Raw genomic sequence first — 18,583 nt, 5'->3', positions numbered from 1 at the left:
AATTTCCCTTTTTTAATGTTAAATGTATAATATTAAAGTTTTATTAATATCCTAATAATGTAATAATTTTTTAGGAGTGTTAAGATGCCATCTACGGCTAAAAACTTTAATAACATAAATTTATTGTCTGCCGAAAATGTAAAAAGACACATTCTGCCTCAATATAACTTAACTAATGCTGATATCACGCAAATCAAATTTAAAGATACAGATAAACAAAGGGCTGTATATAAAGTGCAAGACTTTGGTAAATGCTATTGTTTAAAAAAAGTTTATTATTCTATAAACGATTTATTATTTGTATACTCAGCTATAGAATGGTTATACAGAAATAATATCCATGTACCTCGCATACTTCCTACAAACACAAATAACAGATTTGTAAACTATAATAATATGTTATTTATACTCACCCCCTGGATTAATGGTATAAAATGTGATTATGATAATATTAATCATATTCTATTATGTAGTACCAACCTTGCAAATATGCATAAAGTCAGTATTAACTTTATGCCTATATATGGAAGTTCCATAAAAGAGGACTTTAGCCCTTTGAGCCCTTCCATATATAAACACTATGAAGGCCTTCTTAATTCCTCTAATTTGGCTTATAAATATAATGATGCCTTTTCAAATCTATATCTTAATCATTTTGAAACAAGTAGTAAGCTAGCTAAATATTCTGCAAACATTGCTTATGATATCAACCCCAATAATCTTACAAAATCATTATGCCACCTTGACTATGTTAATAAAAATATTATATTTGATACTAATAATGAAATATGGGTAATTGATTTTGATAAATGTAGAAATGACTTTTGCGCCCATGATATTTCCTATTGTTTAAGGCGCCTACTGAAAAGAGATAGTACAAAATGGGATTTAGAGCTAGCAATAAATTTTTTAGAATTATATGATAAAATCCTACCTTTAACCTTGGATGATTACAAATATATTTTTGTTTATTTGGCTTTCCCCCAAAGATATTGGAAAATATCAAGAGATTATTATGGTAATATTAACAAATGTAATAAAAAAGCCTTCTTACGCCTGCTAGATAACGCAACTAACAATAATGAATATCAATTAGATTTTGTTGAAAAGTTTAAAACGTATATTAAAAGTAAATTTAAAATAACATAATAAATTTGATATTTTAATTCTGTTAAAAGTAAAAAGCCACTGCTTTGCAGTGGCTTTTTACTTTTAATTGATTAATTACATTTAAATATTATTTTTTTCTCGGATTATTTATTTCAGCCTGAGCCGCTGCAAGTCTTGCAACCGGAACCCTAAATGGTGAACATGATACATAATCAAGTCCTACATTATGACAGAATTCAACAGAAGATGGATCTCCACCATGTTCTCCACATATCCCAAGTTTTATACCTGGATTAGCCTCTCGTCCAAGATCAGCTGCCATTTTGACGAGTTTGCCTACTCCTGTTTGATCTAATTTTTGGAATGGATCAAATTCATAAACTTTCTTTTCATAGTAATGTTTTAAGAAGTTTCCAGCATCATCTCTTGAAAATCCAAAAGTCATTTGCGTTAAGTCATTTGTTCCAAATGAGAAGAAATCTGCTTCTTTTGCTATTAAATCAGCTGTAAGTGCGGCTCTTGGTATTTCAATCATTGTACCAACCATGTATTTTAAATCAATGCCTAACTCAGCTATGATTTGATCAGCTACCCTTACTACTATATCTTTAACATATTTTAATTCTCTAACTTCCCCAACTAAAGGAATCATTATTTCTGGAACAATATTGTATCCTTTTCTAGTTTTAACATCTATAGCTGCTTCAATAACCGATCTAGTTTGCATCTCAGCTATCTCAGGATATGATACTGCAAGTCTGCATCCTCTATGTCCCATCATTGGGTTAACTTCATGCAATGATTCAACAGTAGCTTTTAACTCTGCAAAAGTTATTCCCATGTCTCTTGCTAATTCTTTTATATCTTCATCAGCATGCGGTAAAAATTCATGTAGCGGTGGATCTAAAAATCTGATTGTAGTTGGTCTTTCTTCAACTTCTTCATAGATTCCTATAAAGTCCTCTCTTTGCATTGGTAATAATTTTTGTAATGCTAATCTTCTTGAATCTTCATCTTTAGCAACAATCATTTCTCTTATAACCATTATTCTATCGGCATCAAAGAACATATGCTCTGTTCTACATAGTCCTATACCCTCAGCTCCATATTTAACTGCTTGAGCAGCATCCCTTGGAGTGTCGGCATTAGTTCTAACTTTTAATCTTCTTATTTCATCAGCCCAGCCCATAAATATTTCAAAATAACCATTTATTTCAGGCTCAACCGTTTTAATTGTTCCAGCGTATACATTTCCTGTACTTCCATCCATTGAAATAAAGTCGCCTTCATTATATATCGTTTGTCCAATTTGGAAACTCTTAGCTTCTTCATTAACTTTTAAGTCTGAGCATCCAGCAACACAACAAGTCCCCATTCCTCTTGCAACAACCGCAGCGTGCGATGTCATTCCACCTCTCACTGTTAAGATACCTTCTGCAGCAACCATACCTTCGATGTCTTCTGGTGAGGTCTCAAGCCTTACAAGGATAACTTTATTTCCAGCTTCATGTTTAATTTTTGCATCTTCAGCCGTAAAGTAAACTTTTCCACAGGCAGCTCCAGGAGATGCTGGTAAGCCTTTAGCTATTACTATAGCTTTCTTTAATTCTTTTGCATCAAAGTTAGGGTGGAGTAATGTATCTAGTTGTTTTGGCTCAACCTTCATTATAGCTTCTTTCTTTGATAACATTCCTTCTTCAACGAGTTCTACCGCAATTTTTAATGCGGCTTGCACCGTTCTCTTACCGTTTCTTGTTTGTAAAAAGTATAATTTTCCATCTTCTATTGTAAACTCCATATCTTGCATATCTTTGTGGTGAGTTTCGAGGGTCTTAACAATTCCCATGAATTCTTCATATACTTTTGGCATATCTTTTTCAAGTTGTGATATATCTTGTGGTGTTCTTATCCCTGCAACAACGTCTTCCCCTTGTGCATTCATTAAGTACTCAGCATATATTCTTTTTTCTCCTGTAGATGGATTTCTTGAGAAAGCAACACCCGTTCCTGATGTTTCTCCTTTGTTACCAAATACCATTTCTTGAACGCTTACCGCAGTTCCCCAATTTCCTGGAATATCATTTAATCTTCTATATACATTTGCACGAGGATTATCCCATGATCTAAATACTGCCGAAACAGCCTCTATTAACTGACTTTTAGGATCACTTGGAAATTCTTCACGTTTATATTCTTTGTAGAATTCTTTAAATTGTTTAACTAATTCTTTTAGGTCACTCGCATCTAATTCTGTATCAAATTTTACGCCTTTTTCTTCTTTCATTTTATCCATCATGTTTTCAAAGTTTCTTTTTTCAATATTCATAACAACATCAGCAAACATTTGGATAAACCTTCTGTAAGAGTCATAAGCAAATCTTGGATTATTCGTTAATTTTGCCATAACTTCTACTGTATCATCATTTAATCCAAGATTTAAGATCGTATCCATCATACCAGGCATCGATGCTCTTGCCCCAGATCTAACTGATACAAGTAATGGATTTTCTAAACTTCCAAACTTCTTTCCTGTAATGTTTTCAAGTTCAGCCATTTTAGCATGAATTTCATGAATAATCTCGGATGCGATCAATTGACCATCTTCATAGTATTTATTACAAGCTTCTGTAGTTACTGTGAATCCCTGTGGAACTGGAATCCCAAGACTTGTCATATCTGCAAGATTTGCACCTTTCCCACCTAAAAGGTTTTTCATTGACATATTACCTTCACTAAATAAGTATACATATTTTCTGTTTTCCATTTTAACCCAACTCCTTCTAAATTATATATGATAATTAGTATATAAATATACCATTAACTACAATTAACACCATATTAACGAGATTTCGGAAGGAAAGTCTCCTTATGAATTCGTTAATGTTACAGCTTCGCAGAAGATTATTTAACCTTACTCAGGCTTTCTAAAATGGTATATATTTGAAATAAAACGTTTCCACAAAATGATGTTATACTAAATTTTTAACATACCCTTCCTAACATTATACCACGTTTTTACAATCAAATGTATCATGATTTAATCACTTTTTGTTTAAGATATAGTTAGATTTTCACTTATATAAAGCCAGCAACTAATAAGTTGCTGGCTTTATATAAGTGAAAATAGCATTGATCAAAGTTTTAAAATATAGAAAGGAGAATACATTAGTTACTCTTTTCTTCTTCTTTTTTCTGCTCATCAAATTTAACAGTATATTGATATACATTTTCATTATTGCTATCTTTGATATCTTTGCTACCTTTGCTAAGACTGTCTTTTGTTTCATTAATTTTTTCTATTACATCTTCACTTATATCACTCACTTTGCCTTTTACTTCTTCAACTGTGTTTTTAATAATAGTATTAATAAACTCCACAGAACCGTCCTCTTTAGTTATCTCAATATTAACCTTTGTGATTACTGCTGTTAATAATCCTATGCCAATTAAAGAGGGCATATATAATCCAACGAGACCTGCTGCAATACCAGCATTAACAGGTATATCTATAATCACAGTTTCATCTTTTTTTATTTTTATTCTTGTTACAGTTCCTTTTCGTGCTGTATTTTTTATCCAAGTTACAAATTCATCCTTAGTCGTGTACATTTCTTTCATATTAAATTTTTCAGTTTTTTTTTGTTTTGCTTCGATATAAATCAAAGCATTAACTACATCACCATCACATTCTTCTAATGCTTCCTTAGCATCAGTGTACGTAACTCCTGTTCGTTCTTTAACAATATCAATCTTCTCTAGTGTAATTTCTGCCATTAAAATATTCCTCCTTATAATTTGTCCAGTTGTAAATAACAATTATTCATTGTTATTCACCCACTTATAAAAGTGGGCGACTTTCCTTTTGAAATGTCATTAAGTAATTAAACATTTCTAAGCTCTTCGGCTTACGTGTATAATTTTGGGAAATAATAAAGGATAAAATTTTATACAACTCGAGCTTGGATGTTTTTGAAACAATAATTCTATTAATTTTATCCATACCAAAATTGTTTAAGAATTTTAATGTATTATATGTAGGATTTGAAATATATATACTATTTAATTTTTCACACTCTTTACAAATTGGACCATAAGATATTAAATCAATGTTATTAGACATGGTTATTTTTTTTCTACATTTAACGCAGTAGTTAAAATTTAATGCATAACCTGTTGCCTTTAGAATTCTTATTTCAAAAGTTCTGGCTAGGACTTCTATATCCATAACGTCATTTTTTATGAAATAAAAGGCAGTAACTAAATTTATAAAAAGTTCTTTATTAACCTCTTCATTCTCCATTGTTATATCAATTAATTCATTAAAATACGAGGCATAAGTAATTGTATCTAGGTCCCTTAATAATTGCTGAAAAGAATCTATAATTGTAATTTCATTTATTGTATATAAATTTTTCCCTTTAAAAAGCACAAATTCTCCATAGCAGCAAGGTAAGGTCGATGATATATATCTGCTTTTATTTTTTCTGGCTCCCTTTGCTATGGCTGTTATTTTTCCAAATTCTTCAGTAAAAAGCCAAACTAACTTGTCAGTCTCTTTAAACTCTTGTGTCTTTATAACAATGGCCCTAGTTTTTAAAATTGACAGAAAATCATCCCCTATTTATATCCTAACTCTTTCAAAATACTCGAAGTATCTCTCCATTCCTTCTTTACCTTTACCCATAATCTCAGATGTATGTTTTCTCCTAATAATTTCATTATATCTTGTCTTGCATAAGTAGAAATTTGTTTTAAGGTTTTTCCACCTTTTCCAATTATTATTCCCTTATGAGAATCTTTTTCGCAAAGCAAGTTAACTTCAATATTGTAGATCTCTTTTTTATCTCTTTTCATAGAAATAATTTCTACTGCTATTCCATGAGGCACTTCTTGCGATAATAATTTCAAAGCTTTTTCTCTTATAATTTCAGTAATAATGAATCTTTCTTGCTGATCTGTAATCATATCTTCTGGGTAATATAAAGGTCCCTCTGGAATGTGCTCTTCTACAAGTTTAGTAACTATATCAATATTTTTACCTTTTATAGCTGCAATTGGTATTATTTCTTTAAAATTAAAATACTCAGAATAACCTTGAATAGTTTTAGCTACCCTCTCTTGAGTATTCTCATCAATCTTATTAACTAATAAAAACACGGGTATCTTAGTATCTTTAAATTGTTCAAGAATATGCATATCACCTTTATCAATTTCATCTCCTGGCGTAGTTATAAATAATATAACATCTACTTCACTAGCAGATTGCTTTGCTACTTTAACCATATATTCTCCTAGTTTATGTCTAGGTTTATGCATTCCTGGAGTATCTACAAATATTATTTGAGATTCTTTAGTAGTTAAAATGGTTTGTATGTTATTTCTTGTAGTTTGGGGTCTATTAGACACAATTGATAATTTCTCCCCCATAATATAATTTATTAATGTAGATTTTCCTACATTAGGTCGTCCTATAATAGTTACGTATCCCGATTTAAACATATATCCTCCTTTTGATTATCTTTAGTAAATAGTATTTATTAATTATTTGTTATCTTACTTTAATAAATCTTCTTTAGTAAAAGCACCTGGTAAAATTTCATCCATAGTCTTAATTATATAATTTTCTTCATTTTTTACTAATATAATATCAATATCATTTGTGGCAAATTCTACTATAACTTGTCTGCAAATACCACATGGATAGGTATTAGTTGACATATCTCCAACTATAGCAATAGCCTTGATTTTTTTATGCCCCTCAGATACAGCTTTGAAAATTGCTGTCCTTTCGGCACAATTAGTAGCTCCATAGGAAGCATTCTCAATATTGCATCCAGTATATATTGACCCATCTTCAGTAACAACTGCTGCGCCTACCTTGAATTTCGAATATGGCACATATGCATTTGCTCTAGCATCTATTGCTATTCTAGCTAACTTTTTATAATCCATTAGTACACTCCTATTCAAATAATTTGACAGTTATTCTTCACATATACACGAAAAATCACGTATACCAATTATATCACTAAATATTAGTATTTCAATAATATTATAATTATATTTCGGATATTAGTCATTAGACATAAAAAAATTAATTATCCTAAAATTTTAAATAGTAGCAATGTTAATAAAGTCCCAAAAACACCACCAAAAACCACTTCCAAGATAGAATGAATTTCTGAATCAACCCTACTTTGTGCAACAATTACAGCTAGCAAGTATGATAACACCATAATTAAAGGTTCATTCGTTAATAATGTTATGGCTGTAGCTACTGAAAAAGCTATGGTACTGTGACCGCTAGGCATTCCTCCTCTGAGTGGTGTTCCTTCTCCATAAATTGCCTTAACTATTACTGTAGCAATGCAAATTATAACCAGCATAAAAAAGATCATGTCAGGGTCAGATTTTTTAAGTTTTAACATAACTGTCATGTTAAAAGGAGTTATTCTATCCCAAAATATCACATAACCAACTAAGACTGAATTTATAGCGGTTACTAGTACTGCGCCAGCAGCGACATTTTTAGCAATTTTGGCTAGTGGATGATAAAAATTTGTTGTAGCATCTATGGCACATTCTACTGCCGTATTTATCATTTCAGCAACTATGACCATTGTTATAGTCATGGTAATAATTAAAAGTTCAATCTTTGACAAATCATAAAAAAAAGTGGCAGTAAGCACTACTATTGTCGTTAACATATGTATCTTCATATTTCTTTGCGTGCGAATGGAATATATGATTCCTTCAATAGCATAATTAAAACTATCAACTAATTTCTTAACCTTCATCCTTAACCACCTTTAAAAATATTCTCATGCAGTAAGACACATGAAACTAACCATAAGTGTATCCTACCTAGATATTTTAAAATTGTTCAATATTTCTTCTTCTCTTTTTCTCATAATATCTTTTGGGTCTTCCTCCATGTGGTCATAACCTAACAGATGTAAAATTGAATGCACTGTAAGATACGCACATTCGCGAGTAAATGAATGACGGAACTCTTCACTTTGCTGCTTCGCTTTTTCCAGGGATAATGCAACATCCCCAATTACTAGCCTTTCATCATATAAATCACTTTGGTCAAATTCATAATTTACATACACATCTTTAAACACCTTATTTTCTGGATAATGTAACATAGGGAAAGATAGCACATCTGTAATTTTATCTATTCCCCTATGCTCTAGGTTTATTTTTCTGATTTCTTCGTTGTCAATAAAGATAACACTTACCTCATTATCTATAAAAAGTTTTTCTTCTTTAAGCGTATACTCAATGACATTTTTTATAACAGTTTCAAGTTCACTCGAAACTTCAATCTTATTTTGCCTATTATCAATAAAAATCATACTTATTTTTACTCCTTTATTCTAGCCTCATTTTTTTATCTTCATGTTCCTTATCTTTTTGCCATTTGTCCATTGGATACTCTATTCTCTCATGGTATATTCCAGAAAGCGCTTTTAAAAATGCCTTTCTTATCTTTTCTAAATCTTTTAAAGTTAAATCGCAATTATTTAGTTGTCCATCATTAAGTCTGCTTTTTATTAGCTTATTAACCATTTCCTCAACTTTACCTTTTGTAGGATTTGGAATTGATCTTACAGCTGCTTCCACTATATCTGACAACATTATAATTGCCGCTTCCTTGCTTTCAGGACTCGGTCCCTGGTATCTAAAATCTTCTTCTTTAACTTCATCTGGATTGTCACTAGAATTTTTCATAGTTATATAAAAATAATTAACTAAAGTCGTCCCATGATGCTGCCTAATGATATCTTGAATTACTTTAGGTATTTTAAATTCTTTTGCAAGCTCTAACCCATCCTTTACATGAGAAATAATTATAAGTGTACTTAAATTTGCAGTTATTCTCTCATGTGGATTATCATTTCCTAATTGATTTTCTTTGAAAAAATATGGTCTCTTTATCTTCCCAATATCATGATAATATGCAGCAGCCCTTGCAAGAACAGGATTCGCTCCAACAGCTTCTGCTGCAACCTCTGACAAGTTAGCTACAAGCACAGAATGATGATAACTTCCTGGAGCCTCCAAAAGTAGCCGCTTTAGTAGTGGGTGATTAGGGTTTGATAGTTCCAAAAGTTTCACTGTAGTCACTATATCAAAAAAGCTTTCAAAAAACGGCAAAAATCCTATAGTAAGTACTCCAGATATAAGACTTGCGAGATACACTAGTCCTGCCTTTTTTAAAACATCAATTATACTATTGCTTAGCAAAAATCCCATAGATAGATACACCATAAGGTTTATTATTGCAATATATATAGCTGAATATAATATATCGTTTCTTTGTTGCATTTTCTTTAATATCATAACCCCAACAATAGAATTTAGCACAGCTAATATTGTTATTTCAAAATTAAAATTAACTGCAACACTAATTAGAATGCAATTAAGAATATTTAGAGCTATTGATACTTCATCATCAATTAAAATGGTCATAAGCATTGGCACGCAGGCTAATGGAATTACAAACAAAGAAATTATACCTAATGTTCTAGCCAGTAGTATAGCTATGATGCTAAGAAGATTAATCATAACTAATTTTTTTGTATCATTAAAAATTGCCGTATGATACTTATATAAATAAAACCATTGAAGTAATATTACTAGACATACAAGCGCTGCTACACTTGTATATAATGACCATTCAAAATTACTAGTATTATCTAGAAGCCCTAAGGATTCTAAAAGTGCCTTTTGCTCAGAGGTTATTGGTTCCCCCTCTTTTACAATGATCTGTTCCTTCTTAATCATAACAGGTTTAACACTTTTCCTTGCTTCTTCTATTAACACATCTGTACTTTTTTTATCATAAATTGAATTAGGACGAACCTCTACATTTGCGATAGACATCCCTATTGTTCTTATTTCCTTAGGAAAATTTGAGTTATTAATAAGTGTAGCAATAATCCCCTTTGCCAATATAATTTCCTCGGGTTTATTTTCATTTATTGTGGTTATATCATAAAGGGTTGTTATCGTATCTTTAAGAAATATTTCTAATTCCTTGGCTTTTTTAATTTCTAAATTTACTAAAGTCTGATAATTCTCATCGGTAAAATTAGGAATTGGGTTGCTCTTTTTGAGTGAATCTATTTTTTCCTCTTCCGATAATGTTTTTTTAGATGCGTCTACGCTATTATTCTCGGGTGATTTACTAGTGTTTAACTGGGACACTGCTGAAAATAATTTACCGATATTTTCTATAGCCTTGTCATTTACTGAAACTTTAATTGTTTTTTTTCCTACGCTCTCTACAGCTTTTGTTCTATTGATTTCTGTGGCTCCTTCATTTTCAACTTCCCTAGGAGCTTTTATATCTACTTTTGCAATACTTCCCACATTTATTGTATACTTTTTTGGAACTAAAGCTGTTACTAAAATTGAATACATTATAATCGCCGTAACTATAAAAATCAAATATGATTTTGCTTTATTAAGCTTCATAAGTTCCCTTATATTTTTCATATCCCATCCCCACCTTTTCTTCTCGAGTAAACTATAAAAACATATTTTCTTTCTTAAATGTTTAATGTTTTTTGAGATGCACTATTTTTTTTCGGGTATACTCACTTTTTCGGGTGTTATTTCTCCTTCTGAAGCAATATTTTCTTCAGCAACTACCACCACTCTTATTAGATACTTATCTTTCTCCTTTTTTACATCTTTAATTTTATCTATTATTTTTACACTTTTGTCTAAATTTTTTAAAATATTAGAATACATCCCCTCTACTACCTTACCCTCATCCGCAGGTATATTTTTTTCTTCAATTTCATAGTAGATTTCTTTTTTTATAAACTTACTGTTATTTTCTATTTTATCATAATTACTATATGGAATTATGTTATTTTTTAGATAAATTTTTTTATTTGCAAATTTAATATATAAATTGCTTATACTGTTTCCTGTTTTAACCTTTGATATATTGTTTAATGGGACTTCTTTAATCTCCTCGTAAAAAGTTTTTGCTATAACTTCCCCCTTCGCATGTACAGGATAAACATTTTCCTCCTTGCCCTGCTCTCCTTTAACTAACAGCTCCCCCTTTTGTATCATTTTCCCGGCTTCTACAACGGCTGTACCTTCCGTAGTGTATACTCTAACTACCATACCATGTTTGCTTGCTACTAAATTACAGGGTGTTTGGTTACTAATTATAATAGGCGGTGATTGTCTTTCTATTACATCAACCTTTAGCTTAACACCGTCAATCCTTGCTTTTACCCACATTATTTCATCATTACTTCTTGTGATTTTATTTTCAATATCATAAACATCTATATTTTTCTTTTTAAGTCCTGGTCTTATCCCAAAACCTTTAATTTGTTGACGCAATTCATATGGGCTTATATAATTTTCCGTATTGATTTCTATATTCCATACAAATGTAGATAAATAATATATTACGCTCCCAAACAAGATTACTCCGAGTAGAAGTGCAGATCGACTTCTTAACTTTATTAAAAAAAATGCTGCTCCGCTCCTTACTATAATTTTAACTCTAGTGTCTGTTCGTTTTGCCACTTTACTAATCTCTCCATAGTCGCTTAATCTCACTTCTAAAACTACAGTTGTTATATTTATTTTTTTTATGTTCTTAACTTGAATACCATTTCTCCACAATAAATTTATAAACTTTTCTGGCATTAATGATTGTATTTCCATTGTGATATTACCTTTTTTATATTTTTTAAAATTATTCATGACTTTCATACACAACCGACTTAAAGTTGCCACTCAAAGTTATTGTGTTTCCCCCTATAAATAGTATTTTAAAATTTTTACCGTATATCGAAATCGGACCCACATTGGAATTTATTTTTATTTCTTCTTCTTCAAAGATTACTACACCCTTATGGTTTTCTATATTTATTTCACTGTTAGCTAAAATAGTTATTTTCGGTAAATCTAACAGGATATCTCTTGGCAATTCTAACTTACTTGCTATAATTTCTTTCGTTTTATAAAATTTATTATCCATACACTCACCTCATAAAATACTTCATATTAAATTTATGAAAAAAAAGTCTAACAAATTACAGTTTTTAAATTTTATAATTTTTTTCAATAAAAAAAAGACTCAGCAATCGCTGAGTCTTTCATTTATTCAAATACTATTTTACTATTTTACTATTTCACTAATAAGCTTACCATCTGCATTACTTATAACTTTAAGCAATAAGGCAAACATAATTTTTTCAATGTATTTTATGCCATTATCCACCAATTACACAACTGCCTTTTTGAATAGCTCTATAATTTCTAATCTAGTTAACTGCTGAGGAAGGCACTCTAACATTGCCTGTTTCCATTTTAAAAATTTTATTTAAATTTTCTCTTTCTTGCAGCTTCTGATTTCAACTTTTTCTTAACGCTTGGTTTTTCATAGTGTTCTCTTTTTCTTACTTCTCCGAGCACTCCACTTCTTGCGCACTTCTTCTTAAACCTTCTTAAAGCATTCTCAATTGTCTCGTCTGCTCCAACCTTAATTTCTGACATCATTATCCCTCCCTCCGCTAGCTCAATTCAATTTAAAAGCAGCTAATGCGGGGCCTAAATAGCACATTTTTTATTATACAACACACTTTTACATTATGTCAACATTTTCATTGCTGTTTTGTTATATATAAAATACTTTTAAAAATTCAACATTTTGTAAAGTAAATTAGAATACCGCCTCATTATTTGTTTGAATAAACCTTATATGCTAACCAGGTGGCCACTTAAGCATTCTTCCACCCAACAGATGAAAATGTATATGTTGAACGGTTTGTCCCCCTTGTTCTCCACAATTAGTTATAATTCTATATCCACTATCAGCAATTCCTAGAATTTTTACAATTTTCTTTGCGACAATAAATATATGACCTATTATTTCTGATTCCTCTTGTTTTAAGCAATTTAAGTCAGCAATATGCTGCTTTGGAATAATTATAACATGTACTGGTGCCTCAGGGCTTATGTCCTTAAATCCTATAACTTTTTCATCCTCATAAACCATTTCACAAGGGATTTGCTTTTTTACTATTTTACAAAAAATACAATCTTCCTCTTCCACATAATCACCTCCTTGCATAACCTTAGTTATATTATAGTATTCAACATAATTTTTTTTTCTCCTGCTACATATATTTATTGCTCAAAATTTTTATAATTCTTGCACTTCCTATCATTGCTTCTGATTCATACTAATTTACCGTACATCCTAAGGTAGCGATTGCAACTTTCATTACACCTTCCCTCCCAAGTCTCCCAGTTCATACATTATAAGGCTTAAACATGTAAAGCCTGCAGTCTCAGTTCTAAGTATTCTCGGTCCCAAAGTAACGATCCTTGCTCCTATTTCTTTAAGTTTTAATATTTCACTTTCTTCAAATCCACCCTCTGGCCCTATTATAATAGCAACTTTATTAATATGTATTTTCTCCATATTTTCTACTAATTTTTTTATACCATAACCTTCTTCATTTTCATAGGGAACCACTACTAAATCCATGTACTTTAGTTCTTGTAATAAGTTGTCAAACCCTATAGGAACATTTATTTGAGGCACCAGACTTCTCTTGCACTGCTTGCAGGCTTCTAGTGCTATCCTATTCCATCTATCCACCTTTTTAAACTCCTTAAGATCAGTTTTAACTACTACTCTCTCTGTAATTATAGGTGTTATTGCTTTAACCCCAAGTTCCGTATTTTTTTGAACTATTAAATCCATTTTTGTTGATTTAGGCATACCTTGAAATAAGTGTACTTCAATAGGACTTTCATTATTTATAGAATTTTCTTCTAATAAATTTATATTTACTGCCTTTTTATCTATAAAGGTTATTTCACCTACATATTCTTTACCTTCACAGTTATTAACACTTACCTTATCCCCGATTTGAAGCCTTAATACCTTATATATATGTTTTACATCCTCACCATCAATAACAGCATTGTTTCCATCTATACTATCTTTTGATACAAAAAATTTATGCATTATTTATTCTCCTTAAGCCTTGGTACATTCAAATAAATATACTGGTCTATTTTCATGCACCTTATTTTGCTATAACTTTGCAACTATGCAAACCCATTCACCCTCTATATTTATTTCTTCAATTTTAAAGCCACACTCAGTTAACTTATTTATTACATCATCTTTTTTACTTAAAATTATCCCTGAAGATATAAAATATCCACCTTCTACAATAAACGCCTTAACTTGCTGCGTCAAAAATATAATTATATCAGCCATTATATTAGCTATAACTATATTCGCTTTTCCTTTAACAACTTCCATTAAGTCTCCGTATAATATTTCAATATTACCTATATCATTGTAGCTAACATTTTGTTTTGCAGAGTCTACTGCTACTGGATCTAAATCAACTCCTATGACTTTCTTAGCCCCAAGCTTAGCCGCAGCAATAGCTAATATCCCAGAACCTGTTCCTATATCAAAAACTGTTGAGTTAGCGTCCACGTGCCTCTCAAGTGCCTTTATACACATTCTAGTAGTCTCATGAGATCCTGTTCCAAAAGCCATACCTGGATCTAGTTCCACAATTATTTCATCAGTTTTTTTATTGTATTCTTCCCATATAGGCTTTATAACTATCTTTTCCCCTACCTTTATTGGCTTATAATACTTTTTCCAGTTATTTTCCCAGTCTTCTTCATTTACTTTTTCTGCCGTTACAGATCCAACACCTTTGTCTAATCCACACTTTGGCAAATTATTTACCCCTGCTTTAATATCTTCTAAGTGCTTTTCAAATTTTTCATCCTTTTTATAGTATCCCTTAATTACAACACCACTCTTTGTATCTATAATAGTTTCATCAAAATAGTCCCAATCTGTAGTATGATCCCGTCTAAAAATCAAATCTAAAGGATCTAAAATAGAGACCCCTTCGACTCCCGTATTGTATAGCATTGCAGATACAGCTTCAACAGCCTCACTACTTGTTATTATAGTTACTTCAATCCAATCTTTATTCATTATTAATCTCCTTATTTATAATAAAAAACTCCGTTTTACAAAACGGAGTCTTTTATTATTATTTGCCAAATATTTTATCTACAATAGACTTTTTATTTTCTTCAAAAAAATCTACATTCTCGCCACTAGCTTCCATAAACAATTTTAAAGCTTCCTTTTGCTTATCATTTATAGCTTTTGGAATATCAACAATAACCTTTACGTATTGATCGCCTCTTCCATGTCCGTTTACTCTAGGTATTCCCTTACCCTTAAGTCTAAATACAGTCCCAGATTGTGTTCCTCCTGGTACTTTGTATTTAACGTCTCCATCAACGGTTGGCACTTTAATTTCAGTTCCCATAGCTGCATACCCAAAGCTTATATGAGATTCTATATGAATATCAGTTCCATTCCTCTTAAAACTTTTATGAGGAGCTACTCTAATATTTATATATAAATCTCCTGATGGGCCGCCCTTTTCACCCTGTTCCCCTTGACCTCTTAGAGGCATAACATTTCCAGTATCAACTCCACCCGGAACATCAATTTTAATTTTTTTATTTTTTCTCTGTTTCCCAGAACCATGACAAGTTTTACATGGCTCAGAGATCATTTGACCCTTGCCACCACACTTATCACAAGTGCTCATGCTAGCAAAACTTCCAAAGGCAGTGTTTCTCTGTACTTTTATCTGCCCAGCTCCCCCACATTTATCACATGTTTTAGGCGAAGTACCGGCTTTAGCACCACTACCACTGCAATCCCCACATTTTTCATTTCTTGTAATGGATATCTCTTTTTCTACCCCAAAAACAGCCTCTTCAAAATGCAGGTTTAGATTATATTCTAAATCTGCACCTTTTTTAGGTCCATTCTGATTTCTTGAAGAGAATCCTCCACCTCCAAATATGTCGCCAAATATATCTCCAAAACCACCAAATCCTGAAAAATCAGAGCTACCCTCAAAGCCTGCTCCATTTGCATCAGCTGTACCATATTGATCATATCTTGATCTTTTCTCTGAATCAGATAAAACTTGGTATGCTTCATTCATTTCTTTGAATTTGTCTTCCGCCGCTTTATTATCTGGATTTCTATCTGGATGATACTTTAATGCACCCTTTTTAAAAGCTTTCTTAACTTCTTCCTCACTGGCACCTCTTTCTATGCCAAGAGTTTCATAATAATCTTTTTTTGACATCTAGCTTTTCACCACCTAAAATATATATACTTCTATATTATAAACTAATCTCTAATATAAAGTAATCCTTAAAATAATTTAACCATCACTATTATATAGTTTTTCTATGCATATTGCTAATATTTCTTTACATAACTCATCTCCTGCGGAGCTGTGTACATTAAATCATATCCTGCGGAGCTGCATATCAATGACTTCATAGGGATATTTTTACTCCCACTTAAGTTTTATTCTTGTTAAGGTATTTAACTCCCACTTATATAAGTGGGAGTCTTTCCTCCTGAAATGTCATTAAAATAAGGGAAGGGTAGTTACCCATCCCTTATTTTAAATTGATTTTACTAATTATTTATCTTCTTTTTTTTCATCTTCTTCTACTTTAAAGTCAGCATCCACTACATTGTCATCTTTATGATCATTTCCATCTGCGTTAGTTTCGCCTGGGTTTGCTCCTTGCTCTTTTTCTGCTTCTGCTTGATATATTTTTGTAGTTACTGCATAGAAAGCCTCAGTTAATTCTTCAGTAGATTTCTTAATAGCTTCTATATCTTCTCCGTCTTTAACTTTTTTAAGAGCTTCTAATTTAGCATCAATATCTTTTTTATCATCTTCTGTTACTTTTTCTCCAAGCTCAGTTAAGCTTTTTTCAGTTTGGTATACTAACTGTTCTGCATTGTTCTTAACTTCAATTTCTTCTTTTCTAGTTTTGTCTTCTTCTGCAAATTTTTCTGCTTCTTTTACTGCTTTATCAATTTCATCATCACTTAAATTAGTTGATGCTGTAATTGTTATCTTAGCTTCTTTTCCTGTTCCTTTATCTTTAGCTGATACATTGACTATACCGTTAGCATCTATATCAAAAGTAACCTCTATTTGTGGAATTCCTCTTGGTGCTGCAGCAATTCCCGAAAGAGTAACTCTTCCTAAAGTCTTGTTACCTGCAGCCATTTGTCTCTCACCTTGAACAATGTTAATTTCAACTGATGTTTGACCATCTGCAGCTGTTGAGAATACTTGACTCTTTTTAGCTGGGATTGTAGTATTTCTTTCAATTAAAGGAGTAGCTATTCCACCTAGAGTTTCAATTCCTAGTGTTAATGGAGTTACGTCAAGAAGTAAAACATCTTTAACTTCCCCACTTAATACTCCTGCTTGAACTGCTGCACCGAGTGCTACACATTCATCTGGATTTACTCCCTTTGAAGGATCTTTTCCAGTAAAGTTTTTAACTGCTTCTTGAACTGCTGGTGTTCTTGTTGAACCACCTACAAGTACAATTTTATCTATTTCATTAAGTGATAACCCTGCATCTGCAAGTGCTTTTTTCATTGGTTCTATTGTAGCATTTACTAAATCGTGAGTTAACTCATTAAACTTAGCTCTTGTTAAATTTATATCTATATGCTTTGGACCTGTTGCATCTGCAGTAATAAATGGTAGATTAACATTTGTTTGCATTGATGATGATAATTCAATTTTAGCTTTTTCAGCAGCTTCTTTTAATCTTTGAAGTGCCATTTTATCATTTCTTAAATCTATTCCATTATCCGCTTTAAAAGTGTCGGCTATGTGATTCATAACCTTTTCGTCAAAGTCATCTCCACCAAGTTTAGTGTTACCATTAGTTGATTTTACTTCGAATAAACCATCACCAAGTTCTAATATAGATACATCAAATGTACCGCCACCTAAATCATATACTAATATTTTTTGGTTAACATCCATTTTATCTAAACCATAAGCTAGAGCTGCCGCTGTTGGCTCATTTATTATTCTTTTAACTTCAAGTCCAGCTATTTTTCCTGCGTCTTTTGTTGCTTGTCTTTGGCTATCATTGAAATAAGCAGGTACAGTTATTACAGCTTCTGTAACTGTTTCTCCTAAATAAGCCTCAGCATCAGCTTTTATTTTTTGTAAAATATACGCCGAAATTTCTTGTGGTGTATGTGATTTTCCATCAATATCTACTTTATGATTGGAACCCATTTCTCTTTTAATTGACATTATTGTTTTGTCTGGGTTTGTAATTGCTTGCCTCTTTGCTACTTGACCTACTAATCTTTCTCCATTAGCTTGGAATGAAACTACAGATGGTGTAGTTCTTGCACCCTCTGAATTAGAAATTACTACGGGTTCTCCACCCTCCATAACTGCTACACATGAGTTTGTTGTACCTAAATCTATTCCTATAATTTTTCCCATTATTATTTCCTCCTCATATTCCTTTTAGACCATAACAATTATAATTGTTATAATTCTTA

Annotated in this window: 17 protein-coding genes; 1 reads left to right on the top strand and 16 read right to left on the bottom strand. The window is 31.5% G+C overall.

Annotated elements, in window-relative coordinates:
* The first annotated feature begins 84 nt into the window (after positions 1-84).
* Complete coding sequence (locus ACWJJ2_RS01135; RefSeq protein WP_216303972.1) at positions 85-1,149, top strand: CotS family spore coat protein; 1,065 nt, start codon at positions 85-87, stop codon at positions 1,147-1,149.
* Between the two features lie 88 nt (positions 1,150-1,237).
* On the opposite strand, the gene ppdK is transcribed toward ACWJJ2_RS01135, so the two are convergent.
* From ppdK to dnaK, 16 genes are all read right to left on the bottom strand, one after another.
* On the bottom strand, positions 1,238-3,874 hold the full coding sequence (gene ppdK, locus ACWJJ2_RS01130) for a pyruvate, phosphate dikinase (protein WP_220285956.1): 2,637 nt from the start codon (positions 3,872-3,874) through the stop codon (positions 1,238-1,240).
* A 401-nt stretch (positions 3,875-4,275) separates the two neighbouring features.
* Positions 4,276-4,884 (bottom strand): DUF4342 domain-containing protein, encoded by a 609-nt coding sequence (locus ACWJJ2_RS01125; RefSeq protein ID WP_216301806.1) that lies wholly within the window; start codon positions 4,882-4,884, stop codon positions 4,276-4,278.
* 64 nt (positions 4,885-4,948) lie between these two features.
* A complete protein-coding gene (gene recO, locus ACWJJ2_RS01120; protein ID WP_165414669.1) occupies positions 4,949-5,731 on the bottom strand; it encodes a DNA repair protein RecO in 783 nt (260 codons plus the stop codon).
* Positions 5,728-6,609, bottom strand: a complete 882-nt coding sequence (gene era / locus ACWJJ2_RS01115) for a GTPase Era (RefSeq protein WP_165414665.1) — start codon at positions 6,607-6,609, stop codon at positions 5,728-5,730. Before era ends, recO begins: the two co-directional genes overlap by 4 nt.
* A gap of 54 nt (positions 6,610-6,663) precedes the next feature.
* Positions 6,664-7,062: a cytidine deaminase gene (locus ACWJJ2_RS01110; RefSeq protein WP_216301805.1), complete on the bottom strand. Its 399-nt coding sequence runs from the start codon at positions 7,060-7,062 to the stop codon at positions 6,664-6,666.
* 146 nt (positions 7,063-7,208) lie between these two features.
* Positions 7,209-7,907 (bottom strand): diacylglycerol kinase, encoded by a 699-nt coding sequence (locus ACWJJ2_RS01105; protein ID WP_165414663.1) that lies wholly within the window; start codon positions 7,905-7,907, stop codon positions 7,209-7,211.
* 63 nt (positions 7,908-7,970) lie between these two features.
* On the bottom strand, positions 7,971-8,471 hold the full coding sequence (ybeY, locus tag ACWJJ2_RS01100; protein WP_216301804.1) for an rRNA maturation RNase YbeY: 501 nt from the start codon (positions 8,469-8,471) through the stop codon (positions 7,971-7,973).
* Between the two features lie 16 nt (positions 8,472-8,487).
* Complete coding sequence (locus ACWJJ2_RS01095) at positions 8,488-10,617, bottom strand: HD family phosphohydrolase (protein ID WP_462952893.1); 2,130 nt, start codon at positions 10,615-10,617, stop codon at positions 8,488-8,490.
* An 81-nt stretch (positions 10,618-10,698) separates the two neighbouring features.
* The gene (gene yqfD / locus ACWJJ2_RS01090; protein WP_216301802.1) at positions 10,699-11,865 is read right to left on the bottom strand and encodes a sporulation protein YqfD; all 1,167 of its coding nucleotides are present in this window, start codon (positions 11,863-11,865) and stop codon (positions 10,699-10,701) included.
* The gene (gene yqfC, locus ACWJJ2_RS01085; protein WP_165414659.1) at positions 11,849-12,133 is read right to left on the bottom strand and encodes a sporulation protein YqfC; all 285 of its coding nucleotides are present in this window, start codon (positions 12,131-12,133) and stop codon (positions 11,849-11,851) included. The genes yqfD and yqfC overlap by 17 nt, the downstream gene beginning before the upstream one ends.
* A gap of 341 nt (positions 12,134-12,474) precedes the next feature.
* Positions 12,475-12,651: a 30S ribosomal protein S21 gene (gene rpsU / locus ACWJJ2_RS01080; RefSeq protein WP_165413737.1), complete on the bottom strand. Its 177-nt coding sequence runs from the start codon at positions 12,649-12,651 to the stop codon at positions 12,475-12,477.
* 208 nt (positions 12,652-12,859) lie between these two features.
* Positions 12,860-13,153, bottom strand: coding sequence for an HIT domain-containing protein (locus ACWJJ2_RS01075; protein WP_253198067.1), 294 nt, complete (start codon positions 13,151-13,153; stop codon positions 12,860-12,862).
* Positions 13,154-13,381: 228 nt separating this feature from the next.
* Positions 13,382-14,134 carry a 16S rRNA (uracil(1498)-N(3))-methyltransferase gene (locus ACWJJ2_RS01070; protein WP_220285958.1) on the bottom strand — a complete coding sequence of 251 codons (753 nt, stop codon included), beginning with the start codon at positions 14,132-14,134 and terminating at the stop codon, positions 13,382-13,384.
* Positions 14,135-14,203: 69 nt separating this feature from the next.
* Positions 14,204-15,139, bottom strand: a complete 936-nt coding sequence (gene prmA, locus ACWJJ2_RS01065; protein WP_216301799.1) for a 50S ribosomal protein L11 methyltransferase — start codon at positions 15,137-15,139, stop codon at positions 14,204-14,206.
* Positions 15,140-15,197: 58 nt separating this feature from the next.
* A complete protein-coding gene (dnaJ, locus tag ACWJJ2_RS01060) occupies positions 15,198-16,322 on the bottom strand; it encodes a molecular chaperone DnaJ (RefSeq protein ID WP_216301798.1) in 1,125 nt (374 codons plus the stop codon).
* A gap of 345 nt (positions 16,323-16,667) precedes the next feature.
* Complete coding sequence (dnaK, locus tag ACWJJ2_RS01055) at positions 16,668-18,524, bottom strand: molecular chaperone DnaK (RefSeq protein WP_216301797.1); 1,857 nt, start codon at positions 18,522-18,524, stop codon at positions 16,668-16,670.
* Between the last annotated feature and the right edge of the window lie 59 nt (positions 18,525-18,583).

This window comes from Clostridium sp. CM039, from assembly GCF_055081075.1.
The sequence above is the reverse complement of the archived record's forward strand: the minus strand, read 5'-3'. Positions and strand labels throughout refer to the sequence as shown.

Bases quoted from the DNA above. Each gene is read 5' to 3' on its own strand.
- ACWJJ2_RS01135 (WP_216303972.1), top strand. From the start codon at position 85: ATGCCATCTACGGCTAAAAACTTTAATAACATAAATTTATTGTCTGCC.
- ppdK (WP_220285956.1), bottom strand. From the start codon at position 3,874: ATGGAAAACAGAAAATATGTATACTTATTTAGTGAAGGTAATATGTCA.
- ACWJJ2_RS01125 (WP_216301806.1), bottom strand. From the start codon at position 4,884: ATGGCAGAAATTACACTAGAGAAGATTGATATTGTTAAAGAACGAACA.
- era (WP_165414665.1), bottom strand. From the start codon at position 6,609: ATGTTTAAATCGGGATACGTAACTATTATAGGACGACCTAATGTAGGA.
- ACWJJ2_RS01110 (WP_216301805.1), bottom strand. From the start codon at position 7,062: ATGGATTATAAAAAGTTAGCTAGAATAGCAATAGATGCTAGAGCAAAT.
- ACWJJ2_RS01105 (WP_165414663.1), bottom strand. From the start codon at position 7,907: ATGAAGGTTAAGAAATTAGTTGATAGTTTTAATTATGCTATTGAAGGA.
- ybeY (WP_216301804.1), bottom strand. From the start codon at position 8,471: ATGATTTTTATTGATAATAGGCAAAATAAGATTGAAGTTTCGAGTGAA.
- ACWJJ2_RS01095 (WP_462952893.1), bottom strand. From the start codon at position 10,617: ATGAAAAATATAAGGGAACTTATGAAGCTTAATAAAGCAAAATCATAT.
- yqfD (WP_216301802.1), bottom strand. From the start codon at position 11,865: ATGAAAGTCATGAATAATTTTAAAAAATATAAAAAAGGTAATATCACA.
- yqfC (WP_165414659.1), bottom strand. From the start codon at position 12,133: ATGGATAATAAATTTTATAAAACGAAAGAAATTATAGCAAGTAAGTTA.
- rpsU (WP_165413737.1), bottom strand. From the start codon at position 12,651: ATGTCAGAAATTAAGGTTGGAGCAGACGAGACAATTGAGAATGCTTTA.
- ACWJJ2_RS01075 (WP_253198067.1), bottom strand. From the start codon at position 13,153: ATGGTTTATGAGGATGAAAAAGTTATAGGATTTAAGGACATAAGCCCT.
- ACWJJ2_RS01070 (WP_220285958.1), bottom strand. From the start codon at position 14,134: ATGCATAAATTTTTTGTATCAAAAGATAGTATAGATGGAAACAATGCT.
- prmA (WP_216301799.1), bottom strand. From the start codon at position 15,139: ATGAATAAAGATTGGATTGAAGTAACTATAATAACAAGTAGTGAGGCT.
- dnaJ (WP_216301798.1), bottom strand. From the start codon at position 16,322: ATGTCAAAAAAAGATTATTATGAAACTCTTGGCATAGAAAGAGGTGCC.
- dnaK (WP_216301797.1), bottom strand. From the start codon at position 18,524: ATGGGAAAAATTATAGGAATAGATTTAGGTACAACAAACTCATGTGTA.